At 46.6% G+C, this 16,464-nt stretch carries 13 protein-coding genes and 1 rRNA gene; 6 read left to right on the forward strand and 8 right to left on the reverse strand.

Annotation, left to right across the window (positions count from 1 at the left end):
- Nucleotides 1-49: 49 nt before the first annotated feature.
- Nucleotides 50-164, forward strand: a 5S ribosomal RNA gene (gene rrf / locus ACWJJX_RS14705).
- A 95-nt stretch (nt 165-259) separates the two neighbouring features.
- Here the strand turns inward: rrf and ACWJJX_RS14710 are convergent.
- Nucleotides 260-1,471, reverse strand: coding sequence for an MFS transporter (locus ACWJJX_RS14710; RefSeq protein ID WP_230014806.1), 1,212 nt, complete (start codon nt 1,469-1,471; stop codon nt 260-262).
- 228 nt (nt 1,472-1,699) lie between these two features.
- Here ACWJJX_RS14710 and ACWJJX_RS14715 point away from each other — a divergent pair, with 228 nt between their 5' ends.
- The 5 genes from ACWJJX_RS14715 (at nt 1,700) to ACWJJX_RS14735 (ending at nt 7,693) form a co-directional block, all read left to right on the forward strand.
- Nucleotides 1,700-2,968, forward strand: coding sequence for an aspartate aminotransferase family protein (locus ACWJJX_RS14715; RefSeq protein ID WP_039252950.1), 1,269 nt, complete (start codon nt 1,700-1,702; stop codon nt 2,966-2,968).
- On the forward strand, nt 2,965-3,915 hold the full coding sequence (locus tag ACWJJX_RS14720; RefSeq protein WP_229153664.1) for an inositol monophosphatase family protein: 951 nt from the start codon (nt 2,965-2,967) through the stop codon (nt 3,913-3,915). The genes ACWJJX_RS14715 and ACWJJX_RS14720 overlap by 4 nt, the downstream gene beginning before the upstream one ends.
- Nucleotides 3,890-4,936 carry a zinc-dependent alcohol dehydrogenase gene (locus tag ACWJJX_RS14725; RefSeq protein ID WP_003156784.1) on the forward strand — a complete coding sequence of 349 codons (1,047 nt, stop codon included), beginning with the start codon at nt 3,890-3,892 and terminating at the stop codon, nt 4,934-4,936. The genes ACWJJX_RS14720 and ACWJJX_RS14725 overlap by 26 nt, the downstream gene beginning before the upstream one ends.
- 231 nt (nt 4,937-5,167) lie before the next feature.
- On the forward strand, nt 5,168-6,601 hold the full coding sequence (locus tag ACWJJX_RS14730) for a SulP family inorganic anion transporter (RefSeq protein ID WP_454023082.1): 1,434 nt from the start codon (nt 5,168-5,170) through the stop codon (nt 6,599-6,601).
- Nucleotides 6,602-6,751: 150 nt separating this feature from the next.
- Nucleotides 6,752-7,693, forward strand: coding sequence for a bile acid:sodium symporter family protein (locus tag ACWJJX_RS14735; protein WP_094247904.1), 942 nt, complete (start codon nt 6,752-6,754; stop codon nt 7,691-7,693).
- Here ACWJJX_RS14735 and ACWJJX_RS14740 read toward each other — a convergent pair.
- The 7 genes from ACWJJX_RS14740 to ACWJJX_RS14770 form a co-directional block, all read right to left on the reverse strand.
- A complete protein-coding gene (locus ACWJJX_RS14740) occupies nt 7,682-8,434 on the reverse strand; it encodes an alpha/beta hydrolase (protein WP_070081283.1) in 753 nt (250 codons plus the stop codon). The genes ACWJJX_RS14735 and ACWJJX_RS14740 overlap by 12 nt on opposite strands.
- Entirely contained in the window at nt 8,431-9,441 is a 1,011-nt protein-coding gene (gene feuC / locus ACWJJX_RS14745; protein WP_032872817.1) for an iron ABC transporter permease FeuC, read from the reverse strand. Before feuC ends, ACWJJX_RS14740 begins: the two co-directional genes overlap by 4 nt.
- Nucleotide 9,442: 1 nt before the next feature.
- Nucleotides 9,443-10,450, reverse strand: coding sequence for a FecCD family ABC transporter permease (locus tag ACWJJX_RS14750; protein ID WP_007609051.1), 1,008 nt, complete (start codon nt 10,448-10,450; stop codon nt 9,443-9,445).
- Nucleotides 10,451-10,469: 19 nt separating this feature from the next.
- Nucleotides 10,470-11,426 (reverse strand): ABC transporter substrate-binding protein, encoded by a 957-nt coding sequence (locus ACWJJX_RS14755; protein WP_077721704.1) that lies wholly within the window; start codon nt 11,424-11,426, stop codon nt 10,470-10,472.
- Between the two features lie 87 nt (nt 11,427-11,513).
- On the reverse strand, nt 11,514-13,109 hold the full coding sequence (btr, locus tag ACWJJX_RS14760; RefSeq protein WP_327968999.1) for a bacillibactin transport transcriptional regulator Btr: 1,596 nt from the start codon (nt 13,107-13,109) through the stop codon (nt 11,514-11,516).
- Nucleotides 13,110-13,246: 137 nt separating this feature from the next.
- On the reverse strand, nt 13,247-14,491 hold the full coding sequence (locus ACWJJX_RS14765; RefSeq protein ID WP_454023083.1) for an exo-beta-N-acetylmuramidase NamZ family protein: 1,245 nt from the start codon (nt 14,489-14,491) through the stop codon (nt 13,247-13,249).
- 15 nt (nt 14,492-14,506) lie between these two features.
- Complete coding sequence (locus tag ACWJJX_RS14770) at nt 14,507-16,420, reverse strand: glycoside hydrolase family 3 N-terminal domain-containing protein (protein ID WP_454023084.1); 1,914 nt, start codon at nt 16,418-16,420, stop codon at nt 14,507-14,509.
- Between the last annotated feature and the right edge of the window lie 44 nt (nt 16,421-16,464).

Below are 16,464 nucleotides of genomic sequence, written 5' to 3' on the forward strand. Positions count from 1 at the left end.
TTGAATGTATGCTTACTGTTATCTAGTTTTGAGAGAACACTCTCAATGGTTTGGTGGCGATAGCGAAGAGGTCACACCCGTTCCCATGCCGAACACGGAAGTTAAGCTCTTCAGCGCCGATGGTAGTCGGGGGTTTCCCCTGTGAGAGTAGGACGCCGCCAAGCTGTCTTAAACCAGTTCATGATGAACTGGTTTTTTTATATGAAAGATCACATAGATATAAAAAGCTAATGCCTTTGAAAGGCATTAGCTTTTTTGTTTACATTGATTTTGCTTTGCTGTTGTGATTTTGAAGATTGTTTGATTTTATTGTCTCGAGTATTCTTAAACTGAACACAATCAGCAGCATAAGGACCATCAGTGCAGTAAACAGCCAGAATGCAGTTTGTGCGGGATATTCATCTAAGCTCCAGCCGACGGCGATCGGAAGGAGTGAACCTCCTAATCCGTTTGAAGCGAGCAGAATACTGGTAGTCGTTTCTGTCTTTCCGGGATAAAAATGATTCGTGATGATTAGGGCTATTGCAAACATGCCTGCCATGAACAGCCCTAAAAAGAAGCAAAGGGCAAAGCCGAACCATACGTTTTTACTTAGTGCCAATACGGTAAGTGCAGCCAGACCGCCAATGCTTATGAGACGAAGATAACGGTGATATGTCAGCTTTTCTGATACCGGGCCTGTTAATAACCTTCCGATGATCATCCCCGTCCAATACACTGTAACTGTTATCGTTGCCAAAGAGTTGGGGATATCCCATTTCTCAGCGAAAATGGAGGGGATAAAATGTACAATTGAAACTTCACTGCCGCCGTAAAAGAAGAAGTAAGCCCCCGCCAAGGTAATAAAAAGCAATCCGTGTGACTGATAACCGGTGCTTTCTTTTTTAGTGTCATCGGAAGAGACCTCTTTTCGGATGAGAAGCTGATCAATACTGCCGAAACTCATCTGCTTCCATGCGATTAAAAGTGCAAAACTGGATAACCCTAATACTAAAAAAGCAATTGTCCACATGTGGTTGTTGATAAGAAAGCCTGAGAGCAGAGGCATGAAAAGCGCGCCTAATCCGTAGGCCACTTCCATCTTGCTCATGGCCACAGCCTGTCTTTCTTTAATAGCGGTGAGGATGATCGTGCCTACACAGGATTCCACCAATCCGGCGCCAAGCCCCGCGATGCTGACGAGAAGAAAGAGCAGCGGCCAGGGCGGCAGGAAGGTGATGAACATTTCACAGCTGATGAGTGCCATGCCAAAGATAACGACGTTTTTGCGCCCAAGCTTTTTCACCATGTAAGGCATTCCGATGACACCGATGAGAAAGCCCATGAACTGAGAGAATACCAATACACCGCCATTACTGTAGCTTTGTGAATAATGTGTGAGTAACTCAGGCAGTACGGCTCCCAGAATAACAAGTGTAAAAGCAATCGATCCATAAGAAAAACAGCTTATCCACAGCAGACGAGTTTTCATCATTTTATCTCCTTATTGGTAAAATAATATTTCTCTCTACTCGTATGACATGACGTTTTTACAAAAAATCCAAGTATTGTTACTATATCACATAACTTTTTCTCATACATCCCTTATGGTAACGTTAACAAATTGTTAACATTTTTTACAAGAAAGATCGTTGACATTATTTTCAATAATTAATACGATAAAAAGCGAAATTCTAATAATTTCATAGGGGTGGTATTTGTGGGAACGAAGGAAATCACGAATCCAGACAGCTTGTATTACAGTGTTGACGATGTAGTAATGGAGCGCGGAGAAGGGATTTACCTGTACGATCAAGAGGGGAATGAGTACATTGATTGCGCTTCTGCCACATTTAACTTGAATTTAGGATACGGTAACAAAGAAGTCATTGATACGGTTAAAGAACAAGCCGATAAGCTGATCCATGTGACATCATCTTTTCAAACAGACGCTGTAAATAAACTGGCAGAAAAACTAGTAGAAATCGCCCCCGATAATCTCACAAAAGTACACCCTAAAGTCAGCAGCGGTTCCGGTGCAAATGAAGGAGCTATTAAAATGGCTCAGTATTACTCCGGAAAAACCGATGTCATCTCCTTATTTCGAAGCCACCTCGGACAAACGTATATGACTTCCGCTTTGTCCGGCAACTCATTCAGAAAAGAACCTTTCCCGCCGCAAATTTCTTTTGGCCTTCAAGTCCCTGATCCGTATTGCAGCCGCTGTTTTTATAATCAGAAACCTGATTCATGCGGTATGCTGTGCGTAGAAAGAATTAATGATTTTATTGAGTATGCGAGCAATGGAAAAATTGCCGCCATGATTATTGAACCGATATCCGGAAACGGTGGAAACGTCGTTCCGCCTAAAGAGTATTTTAAACAGCTGAGACAGCTTTGTGATGAACACGATATCGCTCTGATTTTTGATGAAATTCAGACCGGGTTCGGACGGACGGGCAAAATGTTTGCCGCGGACCACTTCGATGTGAAACCTAATATGATGACGGTAGCAAAAGGGCTCGGGGGCACAGGCTTCCAAGTCGCCGCCACTCTGACGGAGGACAAGTATACCGGGCTTCCGGGGTATACGCACTCCTTCACGTACGGCTCAAATGTGATGGCCGCCGCTGCCGCGTGTAAAACCATAGATATCATGCAGCGTCCGGGATTTTTGGAAAATGTAACGACGGTCGGTCATTATATTATGGATCGCTTAGAAACGATGAAAGAGGAGTTCGCTTTTATTTCTGAGGTAAGAGGCGTCGGTCTTATGATCGGTGTGGAAATTGTCAAAGAGAACAATGAACCGGATGTGGAATTGACCAATTATATTGCCAAACGGGCGATGGATTACGGGCTGATTCTCCGGACATCCCGTTACGGGTTCGGAAATGTATTTAAAATCCGTCCGCCTTTAACCATTACACTTAGTGAAGCCGAAGTGCTCTGCTACAGACTTCGCAAGCTATTGGAGGAAATCAAGTGAGAGACTATATCATTGAGCTTGGACAATTTGTTTATCATAAGGTGAAAAATCAAAAAGGCACGCTGAAAAACCGGCTCGTAAACGGCTATTCTCCGGGAGGCGACGCCCAATTTAACATAGACGCCGCTGCTGAGGAGGCGGTGCTGGATTATATTCAAGAAAAGGGCCATCCGGTTGCTTTTTACACGGAGGATGGCGGCCTGAAGCTGATTGGAGAAGATCCGCAATATATTTTAATTGTAGATCCGATAGACGGAACGCGCCCGGCCGCCGCGGGGCTTGAAATGTCGTGTATTTCGATTGCGCTTGCTTCATATAAGCCAAACGCAAAGATTAAGGATATCGAATTTGCTTTTTTGCTTGAATTGAAATCGGGCTCTTATATGTACGGTGATATTTACAGCGATGTCATTCAATTTGAGGGGTATCAGGGAGATTTGCCGAATTTGAGCGGAGTGCGGGATATTAAGAATATGTTTTGGAGCCTTGAATTTAACGGGCATCCGGCGAAGCTGATGACGGACGCATACGGCCATCTGATTGACCAATCGGCTAATAATGGCGGGGTTTTTGTTTTCAACAGCGCTTCTTATTCGATTTCACGAATTATCACGGGGCAGATGGATGCTTATGTGGATATCGGCAATCGTCTGCTGAAAGATGATCCGAAGCTGCTTTCAGATTTTCAGCAGGTCGGGAACGGACAGGTGCTGCATTTGTTTCCTTATGATATTGCCGCAAGCGTCTTTTTGGCGAAGAAAGCCGGAGTGGTCATTACGGACGCATACGGCCGGTCTTTGGACGAAACGCTTCTGACAGATTTAAGTTATCAGAACCAGCAATCATGTATTGCGGCATCAACGAAGGAGCTTCATCAAACATTGTTAGACCAAATCCGCTGGGGCAGAAAGGAAGAGAAATATGAAGGCGTTGGTCTGGACTCCTAATGATAAGCTTGAATATCAAGAGGTGGACGAGCCTCAAATTCGGAAATCCAATGATGTGAAAGTGAAAATTTTCGGCACCGGTATATGCGGAACGGATTTAAATGTGCTGAAAGGAAAAATGAATGCAACCCATCATATGATTATGGGGCATGAATCGGTGGGAGCGGTCGTGGAAATCGGACCGGACGTGACAAATGTAAAAGTCGGAGACCGGGTCGTGATAGATCCTACGCAGTTTTGCGGGAAATGTCATTATTGCCGGAGAGGGCTGACGTGTTATTGCGAAACCTTCGAGGATTGGCAGCTCGGAATCGGGGCACACGGAACGTTTGCGGAATATTACGTCGGAGAAGACAGGTTCATGTACAGAATTCCGGATTCAATGGAATGGGAGCGGGCCACATTGGTTGAGCCTCTCTCCTGTGTGCTGAATGTTGTGGACAAAGCTTCGATTCAGCCGGAGGACTCGGTCTTGGTTTTGGGGTCCGGACCGATCGGACTGCTTGTGCAAATGATGGTGAAAAAACTGGCGCGATTGACGGTTGCGACTGAAATAGGCAGTTTCCGAAGCGAGGCGGCGAGCCGGATATCGGATTATGTCTACCACCCTGAAGCATTAACCGTGGATGAAGTGAAACGGATTAATCAAGGAAGAAAATTTGATGTAATTTTTGACGCGATCGGCAATCAGCTTGATTGGGCTTATCCTTTTATTGAAAAGGGAGGCAGAATCGTGCCGATGGGCTTTGATGATACGTATGAGATGACAGTCAGGCCGTACCAGCTGCTGTCAAACGGCGTAACGATTGTGGGCACAGGTGAAGCCCGTCAGATCATGGAGGCTGCGTTAGCATGCGCGTCCGACCTTCCGCAGCTCTATGATTTTATTACGGAAAAGACGGAACTGAAGAATTATGAAGAAGCCATTGATCATCTCATGGGCATCGACCCGGTGACAAAAGAAAGAAAGGATATCAGCGCAATAAAAACGATTCTTGTGTCTGATCCGGAACTTTTATAAAAGCGGAAACGGCTCCAGTGAGAGCCGTTTTCTTTTCTTATTTATACGGTCTTGCACATTTCTTTAAAGTTTAATATGATACTCTTTGTTAACCATTCCTTTCCTCAACGACATTATACTCTGAGCGTGTCCCCTTTTTCCCCGCAAGCTTGCCTCATATTCCCCAGATGAAAATCAATGTTTCCAACTGATAGGGTGCGGATTTTTATAGTAAAAAGGAGTCGTTATCATTTGAAAGATTATACGTTACAGCAGCAATGGTTCGGGAATGTCCGTAAAGACATTCTGGCCGGTATTCTGGTTGCTCTCGCTCTGATCCCTGAGGCGATCGGATTTTCAATTATTGCAGGTGTCGATCCGATGGTCGGGCTTTATGCATCATTTTGTATCGCGATTATTATTTCTATCTTCGGCGGCAGACCGGGAATGATTTCAGCCGCTACGGGTTCAATGGCGGTTGTCATGGTGACATTGGTGGCTGATTACGGGCTGCAGTATTTGTTTGCGGCAACCATTTTGACAGGTATTATTCAATTTATTCTTGGTGTCAGTAAGATAGCGAAATTGATGAAATTTATTCCGCGTTCGGTCATGATCGGATTTGTGAATGCTTTGGCGATCTTGATTTTTTCTGCGCAGCTGCCGCAGTTCAAAGGAGCTTCATGGGTCATGTACGCCATGCTTGCCGGATCACTGGCTATCATATATCTTTTGCCGAAGGTTACGACGGCTGTGCCGTCTCCGCTGGTGGCGATTATTGTCATGACGATCATTGCGGTGGTCTTCCATGCGGATATCCGCACGGTCGGTGATATGGGCGGGATTACAAGTTCACTTCCGCATTTCTTGATACCGGATGTTCCGTGGACGTTTGAGACATTGCGGATTATTTTCCCGTATTCACTGGCGCTTGCATTCGTCGGATTGCTTGAGTCGTTGCTGACGGCCCAGATCATTGACGAAATGACGGATACGGATAGTGATAAGAACAAAGAAAGCCGCGGACAAGGCATCGCCAATATTGTGAACGGATTTTTCGGAGGCATGGCCGGATGCGCCATGATCGGCCAGTCTGTCATTAATACGAAAGCCGGCGGTCGCGGCCGGTTGTCGGCTTTTACGGCCGGAGCGTTTTTAATGTTTTTAATTGCCGTATTAAGCGGTATCGTCGTGAAAATTCCGATGGCTGCGCTCGTGGCCGTGATGGTTATGGTGTCCATCGGCACGTTTGACTGGTCATCGATTAAAGGTTTGCGGAAAGCGCCCCTTACTGATTCGATCGTTATGGTGATTACCGTCGTGACAGTCGTTCTGACAAATGATTTATCGAAGGGTGTTTTCGCGGGTGTGCTGCTAAGTGCAATCTTTTTTACGGCGAAAATTTCTAAGCTGAAGATTGTGTCACATTCCGAACAGAAAGATGTCAGAACTTATAAGGTCACGGGACAAATCTTTTTTGCTTCCGTGTCTGAACTGATGAATGCCATCGTTTATGATGAAGACGTGAAACGGATTATCATCGATTTGACCGATGCCCATGTGTGGGATGATTCGGGAGCGGCGGCTCTTGAGAAGATTGTCGCCAAATGTAAAGAATACGGAATTGAGGCTGAATTAAAGGGATTAAATCAGAAAAGCCGAGATTTAATGAAGCAAATGGCATAGAATTTGTGAAGTCCGGATGAATATATCCGGGCTTTTTTTCGGTTAAATTTGGCGATGTGCATTGTTATAATGAATGAGACTTGAAAACCGTATATAGGAGACTTGCATATGATGTGGCTTCAGAAGTTGAACCAAGTGTTGGGGAGAATCATGCCGCTTTTGACTCCGTCAAGTGTGGCGGCGGGTGTGCTGTTATCTCAGCATATCAGCTGGATGGCCGGCGCTGTGCCGTGGATATTTGCATTTATTACATTTACGGGCAGTCTGAGTGCCAATTTTCAATCGCTGAAGCGCAGTATCGAGAAGCCGCTCCCGATGATCATGGCATTGTTTGTTCTGCATATTTTCATGCCTGTTTTTGCATGGGGAAGCGGCCATCTGATTTTCAGCGGTGACCCTTTAACTGTGACGGGGCTGATTATGGGTGTGGTGATCCCGACCGGAATTACGAGTTTGATTTGGGCTGCGATGTATAAGGGAAATGTCGGATTGACGCTGTCTATTATCCTGGTTGATACCGTACTTTCTCCTTTTATCGTACCGTTAAGCCTGTCTGTCCTGGCCGGGGCGAATGTTCAGATGGATGTGTGGGGCATGATGAAAGGGCTGGCGGAGATGGTGGTGATTCCGTCCATCGCAGGGATGATGGTCAACCAGTTTTCCCCGCCGGTAAGGACTCAGGCGATAAGCCGGTCATTGTCTCCTTTTTCAAAAATCTGTCTGATGATTGTCATTGCCATTAACAGTTCGGAAATCGCGCCGTATGTCACGCATGTGGATATCAAATTTGCGGGCATCGCTGGCATGGTATTTTTTATTGCCATGACGGGTTATGCCGTGGCTTGGCTGATCGGAAGACTGATGAAGCGGAGCCAGGATGAAATCGTGTCTCTGATTTATACGGGGGGCATGCGCAATATCAGCGCCGGAGCTGTTCTCGCCGTGTCTTTTTTTCCGTCTCAAGTGGCGGTTCCGGTCGTCATCGGGATGCTCTTTCAGCAAATCCTTGCCGCTTTGTTCGGCTATTTGCTGAGACGCTTTGAACTTAAGCCGGTCGTGATCAAGTATGAAAAAAACCGCTCAGCTACGTGAGCGGTTTTTTCCGTACAGCCAGCTTAGTGCTGAATTGAATTGTCGTTTGAACGCTTCTTGATGGTGCACGGCACCCTCTTCGATCGTAAATGAGAGCTGAGATTGAGAAAAGCCTTTTTGCCTCAGGCTTTTGTACACGCCTTTATTTTGTCCGATCATGGTGTTTTGGATGTTACATTTTTGCTCTGCTTCACGGCTGCCGACAGACATATAGATACGCCGCCGTGCCGGCCGCAAAGGTGCGGAGCGGACATAATCTGCTGATTTTTCATACCAGAAGGAACCGGAAATACAGCCGATTCTGCCGAATATTTCAGGCTTTTGCAGCATCGCGTATATCGAAAACAGTCCGCCTAATGACGCGCCGATCAGTCCTCTCGTTTCCGAATGTGCAGAAATGTGATGCATATCTTCAACAGTTGGAATGATGACATTTGTCAGCTCCTCAAGAAAGAGCCTCCCTTTGCCGCCGAAATCATGAAACGCAGGGCTCAGGGAAGGCGCGGGCCACGGTGTGTACTCATCGAGTCTGTCAGCCGGTTTGATGCCGATGAAAATCAATTCGGAAAGTGTTCCGTCTGCAAATTGGAATTCAAGCTTATCTATCTGTTCTAAAAACAAAGATCCTCCGTCAAGTACGTACACACAGGGTAAAGCCCCCGTTTGAACCGAATAGGACGGAGGAAGATACACAGTGCATTCCCTTCCGTTTATCCGGTGTTCTGTAAGGGTGCCTCTCATGCGTCCAGCCCCTTCTTTTGCTTAAACAGAAGAAAAAAGAAATAAGGAACGCCGAGAATCGCAAGAATAATTCCCGCCGGCACTTCTGAAGGCTGAAAGAACAATTTGCCCGCAAAGTCGGCGGATATGACGAGGAGCATACCGACCAGTCCGCTGACCGGTAATGAGTATCTGTGCTCAATGCCGGCGAGCCTGCGGGAAATATGGGGCGCGATCAGTCCGACAAATGCCATGCTGCCCGCTGCGGTTACACATGCGCTGATCAAAGCGATGCAGGCAATGAGTAAAATGGTTTTTTCTTTATTGGTTGAAACACCGAGGCTTTTCACCGTGTCCTCATCGAAACGAATGGTATCCAGCAATGACGTTTTCGCCATAAGAAGAGGAATGAACAAGATCAGCCACGGAAGGATTGCCGTAATGGTCATCCAGTTTGCCGACCAGATGCTGCCGTTTTTCCAAACCATCGCCATCTCATAATCCTGCGGGTCCATTTTTAATGATAGAAATAAAGACAGCGCGCTGAATCCGGAATTCATGGCGATTCCGACGAGAATAATTCTGCCCGATTCCAGATGCCCCCGGTGCCAGGCGAAAATATAGATCAGCACGGCCGCCATCAATCCTCCGATGAGGCCGAAGACAGGCATACCCATCGCAGAGGCAAGTGCCGTCGCTTCAGATTGTCCCTGAAACAGAAGCATAAACGTGACGATTCCCGCTCCGGCTCCTGCATTAATGCCCAAAATACCGGGATCGGCAAGACCGTTTTTGGTAATGGCCTGAATAACGGCTCCGGCTATCCCCAATCCGAGTCCGATGGCAGCAGCCATGACTATGCGCGGCAGCCTCAGCTGAAACAGCAAAATGTCATATTGCGGATTCGGATGGATGCGGAAAAGCGTACTGAGCAGTTCACCCGGCTTTGCGGAAAAAGAACCGCTTGTCATGCTGAAATAGCTTACGAGCAATATGAGAGCAATCAGAATGATATAAATTCCGGCCATTTTACGCACCACGCTGATCCCCTCCTTTTCTTTTAATCAAATAAAGAAAGAAAGGAACACCGATGATAGAAGTAACTACTTCAATAGGCGTCTCAAACGGGTAATTGATGAATCGGCTGGCAAGATCGCAAAGGGTCAGGAAGACGCCGCCGATGATGCACGCGCATGGGATCAGCCTGCTGTAGTCCGATCCGACGAGAAAACGTGTGATGTGCGGAACGACCAAACCGACAAAGGCAATTTTTCCGGCGAGCGCCACCGAGCTTCCGGTCAATATGACAACGGCTGCCATCGCCATGAGTTTGATGGTTCTTTTCTGCTGTCCCAGACTTTTTGAAATGTCGTCTCCTAATGATACGGCAGTGACCTTTTTGCTGAGAATCATGGCCGTGATGATTCCGATCGCAAAAAATGGGACGGCCAGTTTCAAAAAATCAGGGTTCATTTGATGCAGTCTCGCACTGTACCAAAAACTGAGATCCTGCGAAATTTGAAAATAAATCGAAAGCGCAGCCGACAGACTGCTGAGAAGCATACTGGTTACCGTTCCGATAATGGCAAGCTGCACAGGGGTAAAACCGCCGGGAAGAATGGAGGCCAGCCCGAAAACAAGAGCCGCGCCGAATGCGGAACCGATAAACGAGTATATGATCATTTCAATGGATGTCGATTGAGGGAGCAATACCATGCAAAGGGTGATGATAAAAGCGGAGCCGTCCGACACACCCATGATCGAAGGCGAGGCCAGATAGTTCCGTGTGATTCCCTGCATGAGCGCTCCGGAAACAGCAAGGGCGGCGCCGATAAACATAGCGCCGGCAGCCCTCGGGATTCTTGAATGCCATATGATCTGATGGTCGGTATTCTCCGGATTAAAGTGCAGCAATGCGGAGAACACGGTATGGAAGTCAAGCTGCTTTGCGCCGTATAAAACGGAAAGGAGCAGTGACAGAACAATGGCAATCGGTGAAGCAATGATAATAATGTGTGTCCGCCGTTTTGCATACATGTGAAAAACCTACTCTTTATTAGTCTTGAGTCAATTTGTCAGCCGCAACCTGTAAGAAGCTGATTTTACTCCACGCGGTTCCGCCTTGGGCTAATGGATCAATCGTATTGACGTATACATGGTCTTTTTTGACTGCCTTCAGGCTCTTCCAGATCGGATTTTTCTCTAAGTCTTTCAAAGCGTCCGGCTTATCTGCGTTTTCGTCATCAGAAAATTGTACGAAGATATGGTCAGGGTTCATTTCGCTTAATTTTTCAAGAGAGATCAGTTCCTGCGCTTTCGCCGCTTTGACTTCGTCCGGTGCCTTCAGGCCTAAATCACCGTAAAGCGTGGAGTTGAAATAAACTTGTTCAGGATAAATATAAATATTGCCTTGTCTGATTCTGATGACCAGTGCGTTTGACTGTTTCGCTTTGCTGTTGATCTTTGTTTTTGTCTTTTTCAGATCCTGTTCGTAATCTGCGATGATTTTTTTCGCTTTTTTCTCTTTATCTGTAAGCTGGGCGAGCAGCATCATGTTTTCTTTCCAGTTTGATGAGATATGAGAGACAGGGATGGTTTCAGCGGTGCCGCTCAATTTTTTCAACGTTTTTTCCGGGAATTTGGTTGATGCCAGAATGACGTCCGGCTGCAGCTCAAGAATTTTTTCCATATTCGGCTGCATTTTTTCTCCCGTTGATACGGATTTATCTGTAATATCTTTAAACAGTTCCGGGAATTTGCCGGAGAAAGAAATTGCTCCTGCCGGATGAACGTCAAGCAATTTGGCGTCTTCCATTGATTCTACGCTGCCTGTAATGGCGATTTTGTCAGTCGGCGCTTTGACTTCATATGTTTTTCCGAGATATTCGATTTTCTGTTTATCTGAAGAAGCGTCCTTTCCTTTACTTGCTGTATCAGATGTTTCTGAGCTTCCGCAAGCCGCGGCCGTGAAAGCCAAAAGCAAAATCATGAAAGCGAATGCCAATTTCTTCATCTATTGTTCCTCCTGTTCAATTGATAACTATTATCAATTGGAATTATAGAGAATGAACAGGGATAAGACCATGGATAATTTCCGGCATTACCATGGACGATCTTCGGATAAAATGGAAATGCTTTGCTCGATCATCCGCTGATGTCCGCTTGGAGAATATTCAATCCACGGGTCAGATGAAATGGGAAACACGCGTTTACTGCTGACGGCACTAAGGTTCTGCCATATCCCGGTCTGCTGAATCCGCTGAAAATAGCGAAGCGTTTCCGGTTCTTTACAAGTGAAAAGCATGATGCAGTCAGCCTGGCAATCCGCCAGCATTTCCAAGGAAATCTTTTCGTCAGGAGCAAAAGATTCCGGTTTTGCGGAGGCAAAGTCTAAATCACCGAAGAAGACTTCCTCAATACTGTTGTTATGGGCGATGTACATATTTTCTTTATATACACGGACAAATAAGAACCGCTGATGCCGCACGTGTTTAAGAGCATCTTTCGCTGAATGGGCGAGACTTTGATAAGTATTAAGCCAGTGCCGCGCTTCCTGCTCTTCATTCAGATATGCGGCAGTGCGAAGAAACTGGTCTCTCCAATTCTCTTGAGCCGGAAGATAAAAAACTTCAGTGATGTCATTCAGGCGCTGTTTTTCTTCTTCACTGACAGAATCGAGACTGAAAATGATGTCCGGGGCAGCTTGAGACAGCGTGTGCAGGTTCTCTTCCCAATTTGCATTATAGCGGTAAGCGCTCAGGTGAACCGGAATATCGGAAGAGAATTGTTTGTAATAATAGGCCGTCCATTTCGGGTGCAGCGCCGCAGCGTAAGGCACGTGATGCAGAGGAATCAGATGCCCCATCGTTTCTTTTCCGTACGCGGCCATTTTTGTGCGCCTTTTTTTCATATAGCTTGTAGGTGAGCTGCCGGTATGTTTTTTAAAGATGCGGCTGAAATAAAATTCGTCCTGGTAGCCGATTTGATGAGCGATTTCCCGAAGTTTGCAGCTTGCCTTGGCCATCAGTTTTTTCGCATTGGTTATGCGGATGTCTGTGATATATTCAGTTACGCTCTGCCCGTATAGTTTTTTAAAGGTTTCACTGTAATGCTTGGGACTGATTCCCGCCATATGAGCGAGCTGGGTGAGCGTGATTTTTGTGTCGGACTGAGCATGTATGAATTGTTTTGTCTGTTCGATCGCCGCTTTCGTATTATTTTGATGGCATACTTTTGCGGCATAAAGGTCGTACATCAGCTGCTGAAAGTCGGCTGTATATTTCATTTTCTGCAATCCATCCGCCGATCGCACGTTTTCAGAAAGTGATTGAAGCCGGCTTGTCAAATGATCAATCGTTTGTAAATTCATTTGCTGAAGTCCGTGGAAGATGTCTTCCCCGTTATCCGGAAGCATCGCTTCATCATCTGAGGAATAGGAGAAAACACGGAGTCTGACGATATACAAATGGATGCCGCCTGACGATATAGGGGCAATATTGAATGTCTCATCACAAGGACAGATGTAGAGCGTTTCCTTCTGCAGCGGAAAGCTGTCTGTGCCGATATCAATTTGTCCCTCGCCTTTCACATGAAAGATCAATACGGGGGAATCAGTGAGCTGATGCTCTGACAGAAGGTCGGCTGTTTTTTTTACGGAGATGATATCAATGGGCTGAAAGAATAATGTGTTTTTCATGAGAAACCACCTTTTAGGAAACATTCATTTAAATGATAACTGTTATCAATTGAATTGTACCAAATAAATGAATGTTTTCCTATAAAAAGCGGAAATGTGAAATGCGACAAAATGTTACACGTGTAACACGAATGTTGTCAGTATATGAGGTATTGTTTTCTTAGAGTTTTGAATTGGTCCAGCCGGCGTTGATATGTGCCGGTGATGTCTTCAATGGAAGCGCCGTTTTCTATTTTTTTGCGTACCCAGCCGTTACCGATCAGCATGTCAAAAGAGCCTGTCGGCAAGAATGAAAAGTCATTCGGATATAAGTCATGCATGGTTTTCAGAATGGAGAGCCCTGTTTTTGCCGCTTCAAATGTGTTTCTGTTTGTTACGTAGACTTGTACGCCGTGGCACAGCTTGCCCTGGTGCTTGGAGAAGCTGGGGATGAATGAAGCGGCTCTGAAGGTGACGCCCGGAAGCTTGAGACTGTTCAGGCGTTCTTCGAGCTCGGTGCTTTTCATATAAGGCGCGCCGATAAGTTCAAACGGCTTTGTCGTGCCCCTTCCTTCGGATACGTTTGTGCCTTCGATTAGTCCTGTCGCCGAATATGCGAATATGCTGTCCGGGGTCGGGATATTAGGCGAAGGGAGGACGAACGGCAGACCGGTATCTTCAATCGTCATCGTCCGCTTCCAGCGCTTCATTTTTACGACGGTGAGGTCGGCGCCAATATGAAACTCTTTATTGAATAAAAGAGCAAGCTCACCGATCGTCATGCCGTGCTTCAGCGGGATCGGATACAGTCCGACAAATGAAGCGTAATCCGGTTCAAGAACCGGGCCGTCCGGATTTCGTCCGCCTTGCGGATTCGGCCGGTCCAAGACATAAAAAGGAATGCCTTTTTCTTTGGCCGCTTCCATGGCATAGGCCATTGTATAAATGTACGTGTAGTACCGCGTTCCGACATCCTGAATATCGAAAATCAGCACATCTGTATCTTTCAGCATGTCAGGCGTCGGTTTCCTCGTTTCCCCGTATAGGCTGTAGACGGGAAGTCCTGTTTTTTCGTCTATATAGGATGTGACTTTGTCTCCGGCCTGAGCGTCGCCGCAGACACCGTGCTCCGGTCCGAATAATGCCGTCAAATGGATGTCTGGCGCCTCATACAGCACGTCAACGCTGCTTTTCAATGATGCGTTCACACCGGTCGGGTTGGTGATCAGCCCGACCCTTTTTCCCTTCAGTTCCTGTTTATAATCTTTCAGCAGGCGGTCGATGCCTGTTTGGATGCTTGGTTTCTTGGCGGTATGAAGGTTTCTGTCAGAAGCCGCCGAGACTGCCGTCATAGCACTGATGACGACAAGTCCGGCGAGAAGTGCAGCCGTATGTGTTTTCATAATCAGCCCTCCTGTTTAAAGCGGTTTTCCGGTCTTCAGATTGATACCGAAACCATAAGGATACAGTGTCGTTCCCGGATGCGTGACGGAAGGAATGTCAGCGGGCAGCCTGCCTTGCGGTGTTGTCTGTCCGAATATCGCTTCAATGCCTGCCGGAATGTTTGGCTGGAGGAATTGTCCGTCTGTATATCCTTTAAAACCGTAGACTGCGATAAGGGCTTCAGCTTCTTCAAAATTCGCGGCGTCGTAAGGATTACGCAGGCTCATCAGCACAAAGGGTTTTTGGTTCGATTGTGCGGCTTTCATGACGGCGCGCGGAAATGCAGTCGTCCACTTGCCGGGATCTGTGACGGAATCGTCAATCACGCCGTCGTTTACGACAGGGTCATTTTTCACGACATAGGAGCCTGTAATCACGTAATCCGCGTCGGATACCAGCTTTTTGTGTTCATCATGAAATGTGCGCTCGGCGAAGTTCATTTTACTGATGGTTACCGGCCGGATTTTTTTCTTCTTGATGAGCTGCTGAATGGTTTGTTCCATTGCCACTGTTTGATCTTCATAAGGAGCGGCAATGAGAACGCGGCTGTTCTTTTTCGGTTTGAATGGGAGCGTGCGGTTTTTGTTTTGTAAGACGGTGACGGATCTTTCCGCGATTTGTTTTTCAGTTTTTAGGTGATTTTTACTGCCGACGGTTTTCTTTGCTTTTGCAATCTTCTTTTTCAGATTTGTCTCTTTCGGTGCGGGATATATCCCTCGTTTTATTTTCAGGGAAATGATGCGTTCAACTGATTTGTTAATTTGCTGCAGCGGAATTTCCCCTTTTTGTACCGCCTGTTTTAAAGCGGAATGAACCCGGGCAAAGCGGTTTTCTGTTTGCAGCGATGTCACTTGGGCCGGCATCAGGGCAATATCGACTCCTGCTTTTACTGCCATGACGACCGCCTCTTCCTGGCCGAAATGATCGGCAATGGCTTTCATATTTAATGCATCCGTAACGATGACGCCGTTAAATCCCATTTCCTCACGGAGAAGATGAGTCATCACTTTTTTCGAGAGTGTGGCGGGTACGAGGATGTCTGAACCGTCCAGCTTGCTTTTATAGGTTGTATCGTCAAAAGCGGGAAATTGCACATGGGCTGTCATGATCATATCAGCTCCGGCCTGAATGGCCTGCCGGAACGGATAAAGTTCAATTTGACGCAGCCTTTCTTGATTGTGGGTGACAAGCGGAAGACCGTAGTGGCTATCGACATCCGTGTCGCCGTGTCCCGGGAAATGTTTGACGGCGGCAGCGACATTCTGCTTTTGCTGAGCCTTCATTGAGGCAAGGCCGAGTGAAGCTGTCAGATCACGGTCTGAACTGAACGACCTGACGCCGATGACAGGGTTTCCGGGATTATTATTGATATCGAGAACGGGAGCGAAATTCGTATTAATGCCCAGTGCTTTCAGTTCTTTCCCGATAATGGCGCCGGTCTGGGACGCGTAGGCTGTTTTTCTAGCAGCCCCGAGCGCCATATTGCCTGGGAAATGAGTGCCCTCACCAAGTCTAGTTACGATGCCGCCCTCCTGATCAATGCTTAATAATAGCGGAATGTCAGGGCTCGCCTTTTGAAAGGCATCTGTCAGGCGTACCGTTTGCTCAGTATTTTTTACATTTTCTGCAAATAAGATAACGCCGCCGAACCGGTACTTTTGAATAAGCCTTGCGACTTCGTCATTCATTTGGGTAAGAGCCTCAGGTGATGACTGCCCCTTTTTTTGCCAATTACGAAAATCAGGCATGAGCATCTGCCCTAATTTTTCATCTAATGTCATACGGGATACCGCTTGTTCCGCCTGTGACGGAATATCCGGTTTTGTCGATGCATGATGCGTGCCGAAAACAATAAACAACAGTAATACAGCTGAGATGAAAAGTTTCATAATGGTGCCCTCCTGCCGTCATAGTTTGGACAAAAGACATGGGT

The organism is Bacillus sp. YH3-2-B2 (assembly GCF_053663335.1).